Source organism: Kluyvera sp. CHPC 1.2972 (genome assembly GCF_036759925.1).
GTDB lineage: Bacteria > Pseudomonadota > Gammaproteobacteria > Enterobacterales > Enterobacteriaceae > Kluyvera.
Window position 1 is genome coordinate 29,009 of the sequence record NZ_JAPKIB010000007.1, and the last position, 15,971, is coordinate 44,979.

14 protein-coding genes and 1 tRNA gene are annotated in these 15,971 nt (G+C 57.2%); 9 read left to right on the plus strand and 6 right to left on the minus strand.

The window, feature by feature from the left end:
- Positions 1–108: 108 nt before the first annotated feature.
- Both ybcJ and folD read right to left on the minus strand, forming a co-directional pair.
- Positions 109–321 (minus strand): ribosome-associated protein YbcJ, encoded by a 213-nt coding sequence (gene ybcJ, locus V6944_RS12935; RefSeq protein WP_333499255.1) that lies wholly within the window; start codon positions 319–321, stop codon positions 109–111.
- A 1-nt stretch (position 322) separates the two neighbouring features.
- A complete protein-coding gene (folD, locus tag V6944_RS12940) occupies positions 323–1,189 on the minus strand; it encodes a bifunctional methylenetetrahydrofolate dehydrogenase/methenyltetrahydrofolate cyclohydrolase FolD (protein WP_185667068.1) in 867 nt (288 codons plus the stop codon).
- A gap of 253 nt (positions 1,190–1,442) precedes the next feature.
- Between folD and V6944_RS12945 the strand changes: the two genes are divergently transcribed.
- Positions 1,443–1,519, plus strand: a tRNA-Arg gene (locus tag V6944_RS12945).
- A 135-nt stretch (positions 1,520–1,654) separates the two neighbouring features.
- Entirely contained in the window at positions 1,655–2,125 is a 471-nt protein-coding gene (sbmC, locus tag V6944_RS12950; protein WP_333495100.1) for a DNA gyrase inhibitor SbmC, read from the plus strand.
- A 73-nt stretch (positions 2,126–2,198) separates the two neighbouring features.
- On the opposite strand, the gene V6944_RS12955 is transcribed toward sbmC, so the two are convergent.
- Complete coding sequence (locus V6944_RS12955) at positions 2,199–3,509, minus strand: serine hydrolase domain-containing protein (RefSeq protein ID WP_333499256.1); 1,311 nt, start codon at positions 3,507–3,509, stop codon at positions 2,199–2,201.
- Positions 3,510–3,650: 141 nt separating this feature from the next.
- Between V6944_RS12955 and V6944_RS12960 the strand changes: the two genes are divergently transcribed.
- Positions 3,651–4,553: a LysR family transcriptional regulator gene (locus V6944_RS12960; RefSeq protein WP_333499257.1), complete on the plus strand. Its 903-nt coding sequence runs from the start codon at positions 3,651–3,653 to the stop codon at positions 4,551–4,553.
- A 10-nt stretch (positions 4,554–4,563) separates the two neighbouring features.
- On the opposite strand, the gene V6944_RS12965 is transcribed toward V6944_RS12960, so the two are convergent.
- Positions 4,564–5,391, minus strand: coding sequence for a DMT family transporter (locus V6944_RS12965; protein ID WP_333499258.1), 828 nt, complete (start codon positions 5,389–5,391; stop codon positions 4,564–4,566).
- Between the two features lie 308 nt (positions 5,392–5,699).
- On the opposite strand from V6944_RS12965, the gene V6944_RS12970 reads away from it, so the two are divergent.
- The 6 genes from V6944_RS12970 (at position 5,700) to V6944_RS12995 (ending at position 14,130) form a co-directional block, all read left to right on the plus strand.
- The gene (locus V6944_RS12970; protein WP_333499259.1) at positions 5,700–7,886 is read left to right on the plus strand and encodes a TonB-dependent receptor; all 2,187 of its coding nucleotides are present in this window, start codon (positions 5,700–5,702) and stop codon (positions 7,884–7,886) included.
- Positions 7,887–8,030: 144 nt separating this feature from the next.
- Positions 8,031–9,422: a phenylalanine transporter gene (pheP, locus tag V6944_RS12975; RefSeq protein ID WP_333499260.1), complete on the plus strand. Its 1,392-nt coding sequence runs from the start codon at positions 8,031–8,033 to the stop codon at positions 9,420–9,422.
- A gap of 213 nt (positions 9,423–9,635) precedes the next feature.
- Entirely contained in the window at positions 9,636–10,877 is a 1,242-nt protein-coding gene (locus tag V6944_RS12980; RefSeq protein ID WP_333499261.1) for an MFS transporter, read from the plus strand.
- A gap of 20 nt (positions 10,878–10,897) precedes the next feature.
- Entirely contained in the window at positions 10,898–11,926 is a 1,029-nt protein-coding gene (locus V6944_RS12985; protein WP_333499262.1) for a sugar phosphate isomerase/epimerase family protein, read from the plus strand.
- A complete protein-coding gene (locus V6944_RS12990; RefSeq protein WP_333499263.1) occupies positions 11,923–13,074 on the plus strand; it encodes a Gfo/Idh/MocA family protein in 1,152 nt (383 codons plus the stop codon). Before V6944_RS12985 ends, V6944_RS12990 begins: the two co-directional genes overlap by 4 nt.
- A gap of 75 nt (positions 13,075–13,149) precedes the next feature.
- The gene (locus V6944_RS12995) at positions 13,150–14,130 is read left to right on the plus strand and encodes a LacI family DNA-binding transcriptional regulator (RefSeq protein WP_333499264.1); all 981 of its coding nucleotides are present in this window, start codon (positions 13,150–13,152) and stop codon (positions 14,128–14,130) included.
- Positions 14,131–14,178: 48 nt separating this feature from the next.
- Here V6944_RS12995 and V6944_RS13000 read toward each other — a convergent pair whose 3' ends face one another.
- Positions 14,179–15,075 carry a DMT family transporter gene (locus tag V6944_RS13000; protein ID WP_333499265.1) on the minus strand — a complete coding sequence of 299 codons (897 nt, stop codon included), beginning with the start codon at positions 15,073–15,075 and terminating at the stop codon, positions 14,179–14,181.
- Positions 15,072–15,878 carry an alpha/beta fold hydrolase gene (locus V6944_RS13005; RefSeq protein ID WP_333499266.1) on the minus strand — a complete coding sequence of 269 codons (807 nt, stop codon included), beginning with the start codon at positions 15,876–15,878 and terminating at the stop codon, positions 15,072–15,074. The genes V6944_RS13000 and V6944_RS13005 overlap by 4 nt, the downstream gene beginning before the upstream one ends.
- Between the last annotated feature and the right edge of the window lie 93 nt (positions 15,879–15,971).

Below are 15,971 nucleotides of genomic sequence, written 5' to 3' on the forward strand. Positions count from 1 at the left end.
AGCGATGCGGGTCTTGTCGGCCTGATAAGCAAAACGCCATCAGGCCATTCAGTGCGGATTGCCGGATGCGGCATAACGCCTTATCCGGCCTACAACTGTGCCAGTATCTTACGCCGTCACGGTGATGCTCTGACCTTCAAAGCTGACGGTTTGACCGGCCACAATTTTGCAGCGCTTGCGGGTTTCTACCGCACCGTCAACGTTAACCAGACCGTCGGCGATAGCGATTTTCGCCTGCGCGCCGCTTTCGGTCCAGCCTTCCAGTTTCAGTAAGTCACAGAGTTCCACATGCGGATGCTTACCCAAAGAAAATGTTGCCATCTTATGCCTTCTCCACGTCGTGATACTCTTCACACGCCTGTAAGGTGTTTTCAATCAGGGTTGCGACGGTCATTGGACCAACGCCGCCCGGTACCGGGGTGATGTAAGACGCGCGCGCGGCGGCATCTTCAAACACTACATCGCCGACTACTTTACCGTTTTCGAGGCGATTAATCCCGACATCAATGACGATGGCTCCTTCTTTAATCCACTCACCTGGAATAAAACCAGGCTTGCCGACCGCGACGATTAGCAGATCCGCGTTCTCAACGTGATGGCGCAGGTTTTTGGTGAAGCGGTGGGTCACGGTGGTGGTGCAGCCAGCCAGCAGCAGCTCCATGCTCATCGGGCGACCAACGATGTTGGAGGCGCCAATCACCACGGCGTTCAGGCCGTAGGTATCGATGTTATAGCGCTCTAGCAGCGTGACGATACCGCGCGGGGTGCATGGACGCAGGCGCGGCGCGCGCTGGCACAGGCGGCCAACGTTGTAAGGGTGGAAGCCGTCCACGTCTTTGTCCGGATCGATACGTTCCAGCACTTTGACGTTATCGATGCCCGCAGGCAGCGGCAGCTGCACCAGAATACCGTCGATGGTGCTGTCGGCGTTCAGGGTATCAATCAGCGTCAGCAGTTCGGCTTCTGATGTGGTTTCCGGCAGATCGTAGGAGCGGGAGACGAAACCCACCTCTTCGCAGGCTTTGCGCTTGCTGCCGACATAAATTTGCGATGCAGGGTTGCTGCCTACCAGGACAACGGCAAGCCCAGGGGCGCGTTTTCCGGCCGCAACTCGGGCCTTCACTTTTTCCGCAACCTCAGAGCGCACCTGCTGCGCAATCGTTTTACCGTCAATAATCTTTGCTGCCATCAGGGAAAATTTTCCATCTGTCATTAACGAAGGGGGGATGGACATATTTTGTCAGATGCGAGCCTCGCTGTCAGGTATCGTTTGCGAGTTTTCCGCGGAAAGTGATTTTGTTGAAGAGTTGAACGATAGTTGGCTGCTCTTTGTTCACTGCCTCATCACGCGCAGGTTTCGCAAGGAAATGGATTGACTCACCTGCCAGTGACCGTATAATTCCACGCGTTTCACCCCACCATGAAGTTTTGACTTCCCCAGTGCGCCCTTAGCTCAGTTGGATAGAGCAACGACCTTCTAAGTCGTGGGCCGCAGGTTCGAATCCTGCAGGGCGCACCATTTTCCTGAAATTCCCCCTACATTCTTCCCCTGGCAAGAGTGCGAATCTGCTCACATAATGTTCACTGTTCGTTTGTCGAAACCAAAACACGTCAATTATACTGTATGAAATTACAGTATGTTAGCGGAGGCAGTATGGACTACGAGATTAAGCAGGTTAAGCAACGTAAAATTGCCGGTTTTCATATGGTTGGCCCATGGGAGCAGACGGTCAAACAGGGTTTTGAGCAGCTGATGATGTGGGTCGACGGCCAGCAAATTCCTGCTCAGGAGTGGCTTGCCGTCTATTATGACAACCCGGATGAAGTGCCCGCTGAGAAGCTGCGCTGCGATACCGTAGTGTCGGTGGCTGATGATTTCGTTATCCCTGCCAACAGCGAAGGGGTGATGCTGGCGGAAGTGGCGGGTGGGCTGTATGCCGTCGCGCAGGCTCGCGTTATCAACCACGACTTCGCCACGCCCTGGTATCAGTTCTTTGATAGCGTCATGAAGGACGAAACCCATCAGTGGGCACCAAAGCCCTGCTTTGAGATTTACCACAATAACGGGGCGGAAGAGGGCTACTGGGATATCGAAATGTTTATCGCGGTAGAGCCGAAGGCCTGACCTGAAAACGCCAGAGCGTAAAGTGCGGCTCTGGCGTGGTCATCTGTTGGCGAACGCCCTGTATCGCGGGTGATTAATGCAATGCCTTCGCAATCGCGCTGAACATCAGCGAGGCTTCCAGCGGCTGGGCGCTGAACGACGGTTCCGCCTGTGGCCAGGTTGACCACTGGACGATCACCAGATTTTCCGCGCGGTTGACCATGATCATCTGGCCATAAATCCCCAGCGCCCACATGGATCCTTTCAACGAATCCTGAGGTGCTGGCACCACGTTTTTGGCGTTGGCAGGCACTTCGTTATTCCACCACTGATAACCATAAAGCCCCTGCGGATGCGCCACGGAGACAGAATTTTTCGCCTGATTCCAGTCGGCCGACTGAGCAACCCAGTGCTCCGGCAGAATCTGCTTACCGTTCGGCAGGCGGCCGTTGTTTAGCACGAATTCGCCGAAGCGGCCCCAGTCTTCCAGCGTGGCGTTAAAACCGTGTGCGCCAACATCATGCTGGTTTTTGCTGTAGGCGTGCCACACGCCATCGCTCGCCATGCCGTATGGCTGCCAGATGCTTTGCTCAAGGTAAGCGGCAAGCGTCATGCCCGTCGCGCGCTCCAGCACGTCGCCCAGCAGCCAGGCGCCGCCGGAGGAGTAAGACCAGACTTCACCCGCCGGGTGAGCGCGTTTCAGGCCTGAGACTAGCGTGCGGACGCAGTCGTAGGTACCCGCGTGTGCTTCACACTGCGTGAGTTTCGCGAAATCCGACTGCGGGTTGGCGTAATCTTCATTCCATGCCACGCCGGAGGTATGCTGAATCAGCTGTTTCAGCGTCACGCCGTCCCAGGCGGTGCCCTTCAGATCGGGTTCATACTGGGTAACCAGATCGTCCATCGAGTGAATTTTTCCCTCTTTTAACGCCACGCCTACCAGCGTAGATACCACCGATTTCCCGACCGAACGGGAGGTCCACAACGTGGTGTCGGTGTTGCCTGCGCCAAGGTATTTCCAGGCAATTTTACCGTCCTTCAGCACCAGCATGCCGCTGACGTTCTGGCGTTTCAGGTAGTCCTGAAGCGTCCACTGTTTGCCGTTGACCTGATAGCTCGCCTGCGTCAGCGGTTTTTCCGCCGCCACTAACGGCACGGATTTCCCGTGATGGAAAACATCGCCCTGATAGTTGCGGTAGTCGTTACGAAAACCGATAACGCGCTCGGCCTGATCCCAGGTCAGCATGGTTTTGGTATCGGGCAGCGTGGTATCAAAAGGAGCCGGGCAGGCGGTGAGCTCCGTGCCTTCACAGGCCGCCATGGCAGGAGAAGAGAGGAGTGCTCCTGCGACCAGGCTTGCCAGCAGACAGTACTTTGCAGGTAAGGATTTATGTTTATTATTCATAGCGTTCTCGATTTTAGTTATACCCATAGACATGTTGTCCCGGCGGGGTGACGGGAGGGGTGCAGTATAAAAATCGCCGCACTATAATAAAAAACGCGTAATGGGGGAAAAACCCCCGCATGTACTGCAAAAGGAGCCAGCGTGCCGTCATTGTCCTACTCATTTTCTCAGCTTGAAGCCTTTACCGCCGTCGCAGAGCAGGGCAGCCTGATGAAGGCCGCGATGAAGCTGGGAAAAGATCGCACTACGCTTCGCGATCTTATCGATCTGCTGGAAGATGGCCTTGGCTACCCGCTGTTTGTTCGTCAGGGACGATCGTTGCAGTTGACGACAGAAGGCGAACAGCTTCATCGCCAGGCGCACCTGCTGATGCGTCAGGCCAGGGCGTTTGAACAGTTTGCTCGTCAGGTGCCATCAACGGAGGTGCAGGAACTGGGCGTTGCCTACGATCCCTTTACGCCGCGCCGTTTTTTGCAGGCGTTAATTACCCAAATGGCGGCGCGGGGGATCCGCCTGAGCCTGAGATGCACTTCACGCGCTGAAGGTGAAAAAGCGCTGGCGTGCGGGCAGGCCGATCTGGGCTTCTTTCAGGCCAACAACCACAGCGTCGGCAGCGACATGGAGTGGCGTGCGCTCGGGGCCATCGACATGGATTTTTACGCCGCAGAGTCGCTGTTTGCCGATGTTGCGCGTCCCTGCTCACTGCTTGACCTCTCTTTAACGCCGCAGGTGGTGATGCATTCCACAAGCGATGTGCCTATGGCGCGGCGGCTGCAAATCTCCGGCAATATCATTGTGGCCAACGAACTTGAAATGCTGCGTAGCCTGATGGAGGCCGGGTGCGGATGGGGGTTTTTACCGACCCATTTTGAGGCGGCGCGTTGGAAAAATATTTCGACGATCCCTACGGTGGTGGGCAATGAAGGCATCAGCCAGACCATGGTGACCCTCTGGCGTCCGGGGAGCGAAAAGCGGATGTTGATTGATGACACGCTCGCCCGGCTGTCTGCGCTGTGGCGGGAGGTGAACGCACGAGCGGGTTAAACTACGTCGTTTACCGCCGTCTATCCGCCACAATCACCAGGCCAATGCCGGACAGGGTGATAACAATCGCCAACAGCATGCGCATATCAATGGCTTCGCCCATAAAGACCAGCCCGCCCAGAGCGGCAAGGCAGGGGACGCTGAGTTGCAGCGTACTGGCAGTGGTGGGGCTGAGCTGAGGCAATAGCGAATACCAGAGCAGATAGGCCCCGCCGGACATCAGCGCCCCGGAGAGCACTGCCAGCATCAGCCCCACGGCATCCGCCTGGACGTGAAAACCACTGAGCAGCAGCACCGCCAGCGCCATTGGAACCGCCAGCATGAAATTCCCGGTAGTGGCCGCTGCCGCATTCTGTACCCTCTTGCCGGTAATGCAGTAAACGGCCCACGCCGCGCCGGACAGGATCATCAACAGCGACGCGCTGCCGGAAGGATGCCCCGCACCGGGCAGCAGCAGCAGCGCCAGCCCGCCCATCGCCCATAACATGCCGAGACTTTTCAGCGCGGTCAGCCGCTCGCCGCGCATCAGCCCCCAGCCGGTCATTACGCACTGTACGGTGCCGAACAGCAGCAGTGCCCCTGCGGCGGTGGTTAGCGACAAATAGGCCAGCGAGAAGGCAAACACGTAAGTCGCCAGCAGCGCGGCATTAAGCCAGTTGAACTCAGGCTTGCGGCGAATCCCCGGGAGCTGTAGCAGCAGAAAAAGCGCTATCGCCCCGCTCAGCAGGCGCACGCTGCTAAACGATACCGCATCCATATGCAGTCCCTTCAGCGCCAGCCGACAAAGCAGAGAGTTGGCGGCAAAGGCGACCATAGCCAGGATAATTTTGAGCAGCACGGAAGAGTCCTCTGAGGGCGATGGAATAATTATGCATGAAGCCACACGGCGGCGGCATATTGTTTTGTGCGCTGGCCCGCTAACAACAACATGAAATTTTGTGGTTATTTCCCGTTGCTACTACTGATTGATACTTGATCACATCATGATAATGCGTATAGTTCTCGATCTCATTTTTATTCATTGTTGTTATCCGGCTGGCTCAGTAATCGGTGAGCGTATTTCACAGGGGGATTCTGAGGCGTGAGAAGCGAGAAACCCGTTGGGACCGACAATGAATTTTTTATTCGATACCAAGGGATGCTCTCATGAAAACAAAACTCTCCGTGCTGGCACTGGCGATAAGCACCGTGCTGCCTGCGGCCTACGCTGCAACCTCCGACGTTAAAACACCTCAGAAAAATCAGCCTGAAACGATAGTGGTTCAGGGCGTTGACGGTAGCGATTTCAAAGCCGGTGGCGAAGAACTGGTACCCGCTTACCTTGATGGACAAATTGCCCACGGCGGTCGCCTGGGGATGCTCGGTGAGCAGAAGGCGATGGACGTGCCGTTCAACGTCATCGGCTACACCTCGAAGCTGGTGCAGGATCAACAGGCTAAAACCATTGCTGACGTGGTCAAAAACGACGCGGGCGTTCAGGCGGTGCAAGGCTACGGTAACTTTGCGGAAACCTACCGCATTCGTGGCCTGAAGCTAGACGGTGATGATATGACCATGGGCGGGCTGTCAGGCGTGGTGCCGCGTCAGGTGGTCGACACGCAGATGCTGGAACGTGTTGAAGTCTTTAAAGGGGCGAACGCGCTGGTGAACGGTGCGGCAAGTTCCGGCGTGGGTGGGATGATTAACCTTGAGCCTAAACGCGCTGAAGACATACCGACTACGCGTATTGGCGTGGATTATACCGGTGATTCGCAGGTTGGAGGCTCGCTCGATGTCGGCCGCCGCTTTGGTGATGAAAACCAGTTTGGCGCGCGCGTGAACGTGCTGCATCGTGAAGGTGAAACCCGCATCGAAAATGATAAACGTCGCACGACGCTCGCCTCTCTGGGGCTGGACTACCGCGGCGATCGCTTCCGGTCCTCCCTTGATTTCGGCTACCAGAAAAAGACCTTCCACGGCGGTGAGATGGGCGTTGGGTTCGCTGCGATAAGCGAGATCCCTGCGGTGCCGAGCAATACCAAAACTACCGGCCAGAAATGGGGCTACAGCGATATCGAAAACGAATTTGGCATGGTAAAAGCCGAATACGATCTCACCGATAACTGGACCACCTACGCCGGTCTTGGCGCACAGCATGCTCATGAAATAGGGATCTACGCGACGCCAAAACTGACCAATGTGAATGGCGATGCCACCGTAGGCCGTCTGGATACCAACCGTATTATCGATAGCTTCAGCGGCATGGGCGGCATCCGCGGTAATTTCGATACCGGCGTCGTATCCCATAAAGTGAATATCGGTTACTCCGCGCTGATGCGTAGCGATGCCACGGCCTGGCGTATGTCCAAAGCGGCGAATAACCCGACCACTAACATTTATGATAATAACGGCGTAGTGATGCCGGACTACTCATCAACGGGCGGCAACTACCACGACCCGCTGACGACAGCGCGTAACCGCACTCAGGGCTGGCTGTTCAGCGATACGCTAGGCTTCTTTGATGACAAGGTGCTGTTTACCGCCGCAGCGCGTAACCATAAGGTGGTGATTCGTAACTACAGCAACGCGACCGGGCTGGAAACCACAACATCACGCTTTACCGAAAGCCGCTGGATGCCAACCTTTGGTCTGGTCTACAAGCCATGGGAGTCGGTGTCGCTCTACGCGAACCACACCGAAGCGCTGCAGCCGGGCGGTAATGCGCCAAGCACGGCGAAAAACTTCGGCCAGAGCATCGGCATTGCCCACTCGAAGCAGGATGAAGTGGGCGTGAAGGTTGACTACGAGCGCGTGGGTGGCTCTCTGGCGCTGTTCGAAATTAAGAAACCTTCAGGCGTGCTGAATAGCGACGGTTACTACGGCATGGATGGCGAACAGCGTAACCGTGGCCTGGAACTGAACGTCTTTGGCGAACCGGTGCTCGGCCTGCGTCTGACTGGTAGTACGCTGTGGATTGACCCAGAGATGACCAAAACGAAAGGGGGCCAGTACGATGGCAACGATGCGATTGGTGTCTCTCGCTTCTATGCTGTACTGGGCGCGGAATATGACATCAAACCGGTGGAAGGCTTAACGGCCACGGCGCGCGTGAACCATACTGGTTCGCAGTACGCGGATTCGGCCAATACCAAGAAGCTCGACAGCTATACGACGCTGGATCTGGGTATGCGCTACCGCATGCATCTGAATCAGGAGCAGAACGATCTGGTCTGGCGAGTGGGCGTCACTAACGTGACGAACGAAAAATACTGGTCCGGTGTCGATGACCTTGGCGTCTACCTCTACCAGGGTGAACCGCGTACCTTAAAAGTCTCGGTTAGCTACGACTTCTAAGTCATTGCTAAAATAGGGTTATTGCCCCGAAGACGCGTGCGTTTCGGGGCTTTTTACATCTGGGGAGCCGGTGCTGATGGCCTTGCGGCAAGCGGCGCTAAGTGTTAAAAGGTGCCCCTTCATAAAAATGCTAAGGGGTTAGACGTGAAAAACGCGTCAGCAGCATCCAGCCAGAATCAACCGGATGCATCGTCGGATAATAGCCCGACGCTTCACCGCGGATTACAGAACCGCCATATTCAATTAATCGCCCTCGGGGGTGCCATCGGCACTGGTCTGTTCCTCGGCATTGGCCCGGCCATTCAAATGGCAGGCCCGGCGGTCGTGCTGGGTTACGCCATCGCCGGCGTTATCGCTTTTCTGATCATGCGCCAGCTTGGCGAGATGGTGGTGGAAGAGCCAGTATCCGGCTCATTCGCCCATTTTGCTTATAAATACTGGGGGCCGTTCGCCGGATTTCTCTCTGGCTGGAACTACTGGGTCATGTTCGTGCTGGTGGGCATGGCAGAACTGACCGCCGCCGGGATCTATATGCAATATTGGCTGCCGCACGTTCCAACCTGGATCTGGGCGGCGGGCTTCTTTGTGCTGATTAACGCCGTGAACCTGGTCAACGTGCGCCTGTACGGCGAGACCGAGTTCTGGTTTGCGCTGATTAAAGTGCTGGCGATTATCGGCATGATTGGCTTCGGTATCTGGATGCTGACGACCGGCAACGGCGGCGAGCATGCCAGTATTGATAATCTCTGGCGTGACGGCGGCTTCCTCGCCACCGGCTGGAAAGGGCTGATTCTGTCGCTGGCGGTGATCATGTTCTCCTTCGGCGGGCTGGAGCTTATCGGGATTACGGCGGCGGAAGCGCGTAGCCCGGAGACCACGATCCCGAAAGCGGTTAACCAGGTGGTGTACCGTATTTTGCTGTTCTATATCGGCTCGCTGATTGTGCTACTGGCGCTCTACCCGTGGCAGGGTATTCAGTCTGACAGCAGCCCGTTTGTGATGATTTTCCACAATCTTGACAGTAACGTGGTGGCATCGGCGCTGAATTTCGTCATTCTGGTGGCCTCGCTGTCGGTCTACAACAGCGGCGTTTACTCCAACAGCCGCATGCTGTTTGGCCTCTCCGTGCAGGGGAATGCTCCGCGCTTTCTGACCAAAGTGAGCAAACGCGGCGTGCCGGTGAACTCACTGCTGCTCTCCGGGGCTATCACCTCGCTGGTGGTGCTGGTCAACTATCTGCTGCCGCAAAAAGCCTTTGGCCTGCTGATGGCGCTGGTGGTGGCAACGCTGCTGCTGAACTGGATCATGATCTGCATGGCGCACCTCAAGTTCCGCGCCGCCATGCGCCGTAAAGGTCGTGAAGCGAAGTTCAAAGCGCTATGGGCGCCGGCCAGCAACTACGTATGTATCGCCTTCCTGCTGATGATCCTCGTGCTGATGTGCACCATGGACGGCATGCGCCTGTCGGCGATTCTGCTGCCAGTGTGGGTGCTGTTCCTGTTCGTTGCCTTCAAAACCTTGCGCCGCAAAGCGTAAGTTTTCCCGCCCGGGCGAGCGCATGCGACCCCGGGAATGCACCGCCCATTTCTGTCGTGTTCATATCCCCCAGCGATTCCCTTCCGACAGCCGCCTGTTTTTTAATCGTGACGCCTCTCCCAAATTGACAACGGCAGACGGGATCTTCTTTTTGTAATCGATTACTTTTCTCCTGAGTTAGTTTTGTAATCGATTACTTTTGAGGGTGAAAACATGGTGTCTACAACGGAAAGTCGTGTCGAAAGCGGCGTACAGCACCGGCTGTTAGTCCCGCGCCTGTCGTTAATGATGTTTATGCAGTTTTTTATCTGGGGAAGCTGGTCGGTGACGCTTGGGCTGGTGATGACCCAGTACAACATGTCGCTGCTGATTGGCGATGCCTTCTCGGCGGGGCCAATTGCCTCGATCCTGTCGCCGTTCGTCCTCGGCATGCTGGTTGACCGCTTCTTCCCGTCGCAAAAGGTGATGGCGGTGATGCACCTGCTCGGCGCGGCGATTCTGTGGTTTGTGCCGCAGGCGCTGGTGGCGGAAAACGGCGCGCTGCTGATTGCGCTGCTGTTCGGCTACACGCTGTGCTACATGCCAACGCTGGCGCTGACCAACAACATCGCGTTCCACAGTCTGACCAATATTGACAAAACCTTCCCGGTGGTACGTGTGTTCGGCACCATTGGCTGGATTGTTGCCGGGATCTTCATCGGTGTGACCGGTATCTCCGACACTACCGGTATCTTCACGTTGGCGGCGCTGTGCTCGGTGGTGCTGGCGGTCTATAGCCTCACGTTGCCGCACACGCCAGCACCGGCGAAAGGGCAGCCGCTTAAGCTACGCGACCTGTTCTGTGCCGACGCTTTTGCGTTACTGAAAACCCGTCACTTCCTGGTGTTTGCCGTCTGCGCCACGCTGATTTCTGTCCCGCTCGGCACCTACTACGCCTACACCGCCTCGTTCCTGGCGGACGCGGGCGTGGCGGATGTCAGTACCGCCATGTCCTTCGGCCAGATGTCGGAAATCTTCTTCATGCTGATTATTCCGCTGCTGTTCCGCCGCCTGGGCGTGAAGTACATGCTGCTCATCGGCATGCTGGCGTGGTTTGTGCGCTATATGTTCTTTGCGCTGGGCATCAACGAAGAGACGCGCTTCCTGCTGTACCTCGGCATCCTGCTGCATGGTGTCTGCTATGACTTCTTCTTCGTGGTGGGCTTTATCTACACCGACCGCGTGGCGGGCGAAAAGGTGAAAGGGCAGGCGCAGAGCATGGTGGTGATGTTCACCTACGGTATCGGCATGCTGCTGGGCTCGCAGATTTCCGGCTCGCTCTACAACCATCTGGTTGCCGGGCAAACCATTCCGGCAGCCTGGGTAAACTTCTGGTGGATCCCGGCGGTGGCCGCGGTGGTTATTGCACTGATTTTCCTTGTCTCGTTCAAATATAACGAGAAAGCGCAGGCGTAATTTTTTTGAAAGGAGGGGGTATGAAAACCATCAAGGGACCGGGTATTTTTCTGGCGCAGTTTATTGGCGCAGAGCCGCCGTTTAATACGCTCGATGGGCTAGCTGAATGGGCCGCAGGGCTGGGGTTTAAGGCGCTACAGCTGCCGTGCAACCATCCGGCAATTTTTGACTTACAGCAGGCGGCGACCAGCCAGACTTACTGTGACGACATCACCGGAAGGCTTGCCGAGCGTGGGCTGGTCATTAGCGAACTCTCTACGCACCTGGAAGGCCAGCTGGTAGCCGTGAACTCGGCCTACGACAGCGCGTTTGACGCTTTTGCCCCAGCGGCGCTACGCGGTAACCCGGCGGCGCGTCAGCAGTGGGCGGTTGAGAGCGTGAAAAATGCGGCGCGAGCGTCGGCGCGTCTGGGTCTGAAGGCGCATGCCACCTTCTCCGGGGCGCTGGCGTGGCCTTACTTCTACCCGTGGCCGCCGCATAACGCGCTGCTGCTGGACGAGGCGTTTAACGAACTGGCTAGCCGCTGGCGGCCAATCCTGGACTGCTTTGACGAGCATGGTGTCGATCTGTGCTACGAAATTCACCCCGGTGAAGACCTGCACGACGGTGTGACCTTCGAGCGTTTCCTGGCGAAGGTGGATAACCACCCGCGCTGCCACATGCTCTACGACCCGAGCCATCTGCACCTACAGAATATCGACTACCTGGCGTATCTCGATATCTACCATTCGCGCATTCGGGCGTTCCACGTTAAGGACGCGGAGTTCGAGCGCAACGGGCGCAGCGGCGTCTACGGCGGTTATCAGAACTGGCTGGAGCGTGCCGGGCGTTTTCGCTCGCTCGGCGACGGCGATATCGATTTTAAAAAGATTTTCAGCAAACTCAGCCAGTACGATTTTGATGGCTGGGCGGTGATGGAGTGGGAGTGCTGCCTGAAGGACGCGCAGACCGGGGCGCGCGAAGGCAGCGAATTTATCAAACGGCATATCATTCCCGTATCCGCCCGGGCCTTTGATGACTTTGCCGCGGGCAGCGAGGTACGCGGATGATTCAGGTCGGTATTGTTGGCTCAGGTTTTATTGGCCCGGCGCATATTGAAGCGCTGCGCCGCCTGGGGTTTGTTGAGGTGGTGGCGCTGTGCGACGCTTCGCTGGAGCAGGCGCAGGAGAAAGCGCGACAGCTTAATATTCCGCACGCTTATGGCGACGTTGATGCACTTTTGGCGCACCCTGGGTTACAGGTGGTGCATAACTGCACCCCGAACTTTTTACATGCCGAGGTGAACCGGAAGATCCTGCGGGCGGGGAAACATGTCTTCTCTGAAAAACCGTTATGTATGACCTCCGATGAGGCGCGCGAGCTGGTTAAGATGGCGCAAGCAGCGGGCGTGGTGCACGGCGTGAGCTTCGTCTATCGCCAGTTTGCCATGGTGCAGCAGGCGGCGAGCATGATGCGTGACGGCAGTGCCGGGCGGCTTTTCTCCGCCTACGGTGGCTACCATCAGGACTGGATGCTGCTGGAAAACGACTTCAACTGGCGCGTGGACGCGCAGCAGGGCGGGGTTTCCCGGGCGGTGGCCGATATTGGCTCGCACTGGTGCGATACGGTGCAGTTTGTCACCGGGCGGCGCATCGTCGAGGTGATGGCCGACCTCGCGATCGTCTGGCCGACGCGCAAAGCCAGCCTCGGGTCGCAGGCAACCTTCAGCGATCAGCCTGATTCCTCCGGATACCAGGACGTGCCGGTAACCACCGAAGACGCGGGGTCGGTGCTGTTCCGCTTTGACGACGGTAGCAAAGGCTGTTTTAGCGTCTCGCAGGTGAGCGCGGGGCGCAAAAACCGCCTCCACTTTGATATCAACGCCAGTGCCTGCTCACTGGCCTGGGATCAGGAAACGCCGCAGCAGCTGTGGATTGGCCACCGCAGCCAGCCCAACCAGTTGCTGAGCGATGACCCCAGTCTGTTGAACCGCGACGTCGCCGGGCAGGCGCACTTCCCCGGTGGGCACAACGAAGGCTGGCCGGACGCGTTTAAAAACATGATGCTCAATTTCTACCAGGCGGTGCGTGCAGGGAGGATGCCGCAGGAGCATGAGCGCCGCTTTGCGTCGTTCAGCGAGGGGGAGAACGTGATGTATCTCATTGACGCTATTGTGAAAAGCCATCAGCAGCGGCGCTGGGTCAGCGTCGAACAATAACTGTGCGCCCGGTACGCCGGGCCCGTTTTTATGGTAGCCTGCACGCAAAGCGTTAATTGCAGGGAACGGCATAGCATGTCAATTCAGAAAATCGCCCAGTTGGCGGGCGTGTCGGTAGCCACCGTATCGCGGGTGTTGAACAACAGCGAAACGGTGAAAGCGAAGAACCGCGAGCGGGTGCTTCAGGCTATCAAAGAGAGTAACTATCAACCGAACCTGCTGGCGCGCCAGCTGCGCACGGCGCGTAGCTCGATGATCCTGGTGATGGTGTCAAACATCGCCAACCCGTTCTGTGCGGAAGTGGTAAAGGGCATTGAAGAGGAAGCGGAGAAAAACGGCTATCGCATTCTGCTGTGTAATTCCGGCTCTGATATCGAACGTTCGAAGTCTGGCCTGCGTCTGCTGACCGGCAAGATGGTGGACGGCATTATCACCATGGATGCGTTTGCTCGCTTGCCGGAACTGACCACGGTGATTGGCGACGCGCCGTGGGTGCAGTGTGCCGAATATGCCGATGCGGGGGACGTTTCCTGCGTGGGTATTAACGACGTTGATGCGGCCCAGCATGCGGTAGGCTATCTGGCGGCGCAGGGGCATCAACGTATTGCTCTGATTAACCATGATTTAAGCTATAAATATGCCCGCCTGCGTGAGCAGGGCTATCAGGACGTGCGGCAACAGCAGGGGCTCGGTTTCGTGGCGGTGGAATATGCCGACGATCTCAGCGCGGCGGCGGGCAAGGCGGCGATGAAAAACCTGCTGGCGATGAACCCGCGCCCGGATGCGGTGTTTGCCATCTCGGATTCACTGGCAGCAGGCGCTATTCGTGCCATCGAGCAGGCTGGACTGCGCGTACCGGAAGATATCGCCGTGGTGGGTTTCGACGGCACGGAGCTGGCGGAAATGGTCTCGCCGCAGCTCACCACCGTGCAGCAACCCTCAAGGGAGATTGGCGCTAAAGCGGTCACGTTGCTGCTCAATAAAATCGATAACCCGGACGTTGCCCCGGAACGGGTGATGCTGGAGTGGCGTTTTATTCCTCGCGCCAGTGCCTGATATTAGCGTTGCCGGATGGCGTTTCGCCGCCATCCGGCAATGTTTCTCCTACCGCCTGATAACCACCAGCAGCCCGCACACCACCAGCCCCGTCCCCAGCAACTGCTCCACCGACAGCGGCTCGTCCAGCAGCCACCAGCTAAACAGAATGGTCAGAATCGGCCCGATTAACCCAATCAGCACCGCCTTCGCCGCCCCGATGCGGTGAATAGCCGACGACAGCCAGAATATCGGCATCACCGTGGAAAATACCGCCATCCCTGCGCTGTAGGCATATATCTGCCACGGCAGGTTGAGCGTAGCGACGGGGCGGGTGGCAAAAAAGTGCACCTGCGTCGCCGCAATCGACACCAGCAGCGCCAGCATCGAAAACGGGATCGCCCCCATGCGCCCGATAGCCACCTCCGCCCCGGCGTTGTAAATGGCGTAGGTGATAGCGCAGCCAAACACCAGCGACCCGCCGATCAGTACCGAATGGCTATCGGCGGTAAGGCCGAGGTCGTGCACAAAGGCAATCAGAATACCGCCGTAAGAGAGCAGCATTGCCAGCAGCAGCTTCTTCTCAAAGGTTTTGCCGAGAAAAAAGACGCCAATCAAGATGGTCAGCATCGGGTAGGTAAAGAGAATCAGCCGCTCCAGACCGGCGGTAATGTACTGCAGGCCCATAAAATCGAGCATCGCCGAAGCGTAATAACCCGCCACCCCGAGCACCACCAGCAGGGCGTAATCCTGGCGATGTAGCGTGGGTATTTTACGCAGTACCGGCAGCGCGGTGAGGGCAATCAGCGGCAGCGACATCGACATACGCAGCATCAGCAGCGTGACCGGGTCAACCGGTGCGACCTCATAAGCCAGCTTGACGAATATCGCTTTAAACGAAAAGCCGAACGCCGCGAGTATCGCCAGCGAAAACCCGGCGACCCGGGAGGTGAGATGCAGCTTCACCGTGCCTGTTCCTGGTGCTTGCTGATTTTTTGCCACATCAGTACCGGGTTGGAGTACATCGGGAAGTGCCCGCAGTGGGGAATTTCAGCAAGCGTTACGCCGCGCTGTTCGATATCCGCCAGATAGCTCAGCGTGTTGTTCTGCTCGCCGTACATAAACATTTTCGGGCAGGGCAGATTTAAAAACTTCGCCATCAGGTCGCCGTGGTCGGAATAGTCCACCATCGAGGTAAAAATGGGCCTGACCGCCGCTGCTCGCACTTTATGCTTGAGGCTGACGGCATACAGCGCGCTGGCCCACGCCGGAGACTGATGAGTACGGACGATAAAATCGGCGAAGAACTGTTCATCGTCACCGTCCGGATAATCAATCGCCTGGCGGCTCAGGAAGCAATCTTCCGGGGCGATATTACCCTCGATATCAACAAAGCTGAGTACCCGCTCGGGGTGGGCGTGCGCCAGCATCAATGCGGTCAGGCCGCCCATGGAATGGCCGACGAGGTGAAAGCGCTGGAAGCCCAGTTGGTCAATCAGCGCGAGCGCCGTCTCGACTAAAAATGGAATCGAAATTTTTTGCAGGTTTGGGCATTGCGTCTCCCCGCAGCCGGGGGCGTCGTAGGCGAGAAACGGTTGCCCGTCGAAGGCGGCGTGACGCACGATATCGGCGTAGTCTTCTTTGGTTGAACCGAAGCCGTGGAGAAATACAATCGGTTCACGATTACCGGTGCGATGAATGGCGGCTACCTGCATCGGCGTCGCTTGTACCGTTAGCGAAAGGCGCTCGCGGTGAAATTCGTGGTGCATAGTTACTCTTCTTATTCATTCGTGGGATGGCTATCGTCGCCGTGATTCTCTGATATGTAAAATCGTATTAAAGTAATGCTCTGATATATTTTT

What these genes read in the sequence shown, in the direction of transcription:
- ybcJ (WP_333499255.1), bottom strand. Translation starts at nt 321, where the DNA reads ATGGCAACATTTTCTTTGGGTAAGCATCCGCATGTGGAACTCTGTGAC.
- folD (WP_185667068.1), bottom strand. Translation starts at nt 1,189, where the DNA reads ATGGCAGCAAAGATTATTGACGGTAAAACGATTGCGCAGCAGGTGCGC.
- sbmC (WP_333495100.1), top strand. Translation starts at nt 1,655, where the DNA reads ATGGACTACGAGATTAAGCAGGTTAAGCAACGTAAAATTGCCGGTTTT.
- V6944_RS12955 (WP_333499256.1), bottom strand. Translation starts at nt 3,509, where the DNA reads ATGAATAATAAACATAAATCCTTACCTGCAAAGTACTGTCTGCTGGCA.
- V6944_RS12970 (WP_333499259.1), top strand. Translation starts at nt 5,700, where the DNA reads ATGAAAACAAAACTCTCCGTGCTGGCACTGGCGATAAGCACCGTGCTG.
- V6944_RS12980 (WP_333499261.1), top strand. Translation starts at nt 9,636, where the DNA reads ATGGTGTCTACAACGGAAAGTCGTGTCGAAAGCGGCGTACAGCACCGG.
- V6944_RS12985 (WP_333499262.1), top strand. Translation starts at nt 10,898, where the DNA reads ATGAAAACCATCAAGGGACCGGGTATTTTTCTGGCGCAGTTTATTGGC.
- V6944_RS12990 (WP_333499263.1), top strand. Translation starts at nt 11,923, where the DNA reads ATGATTCAGGTCGGTATTGTTGGCTCAGGTTTTATTGGCCCGGCGCAT.
- V6944_RS12995 (WP_333499264.1), top strand. Translation starts at nt 13,150, where the DNA reads ATGTCAATTCAGAAAATCGCCCAGTTGGCGGGCGTGTCGGTAGCCACC.
- V6944_RS13005 (WP_333499266.1), bottom strand. Translation starts at nt 15,878, where the DNA reads ATGCACCACGAATTTCACCGCGAGCGCCTTTCGCTAACGGTACAAGCG.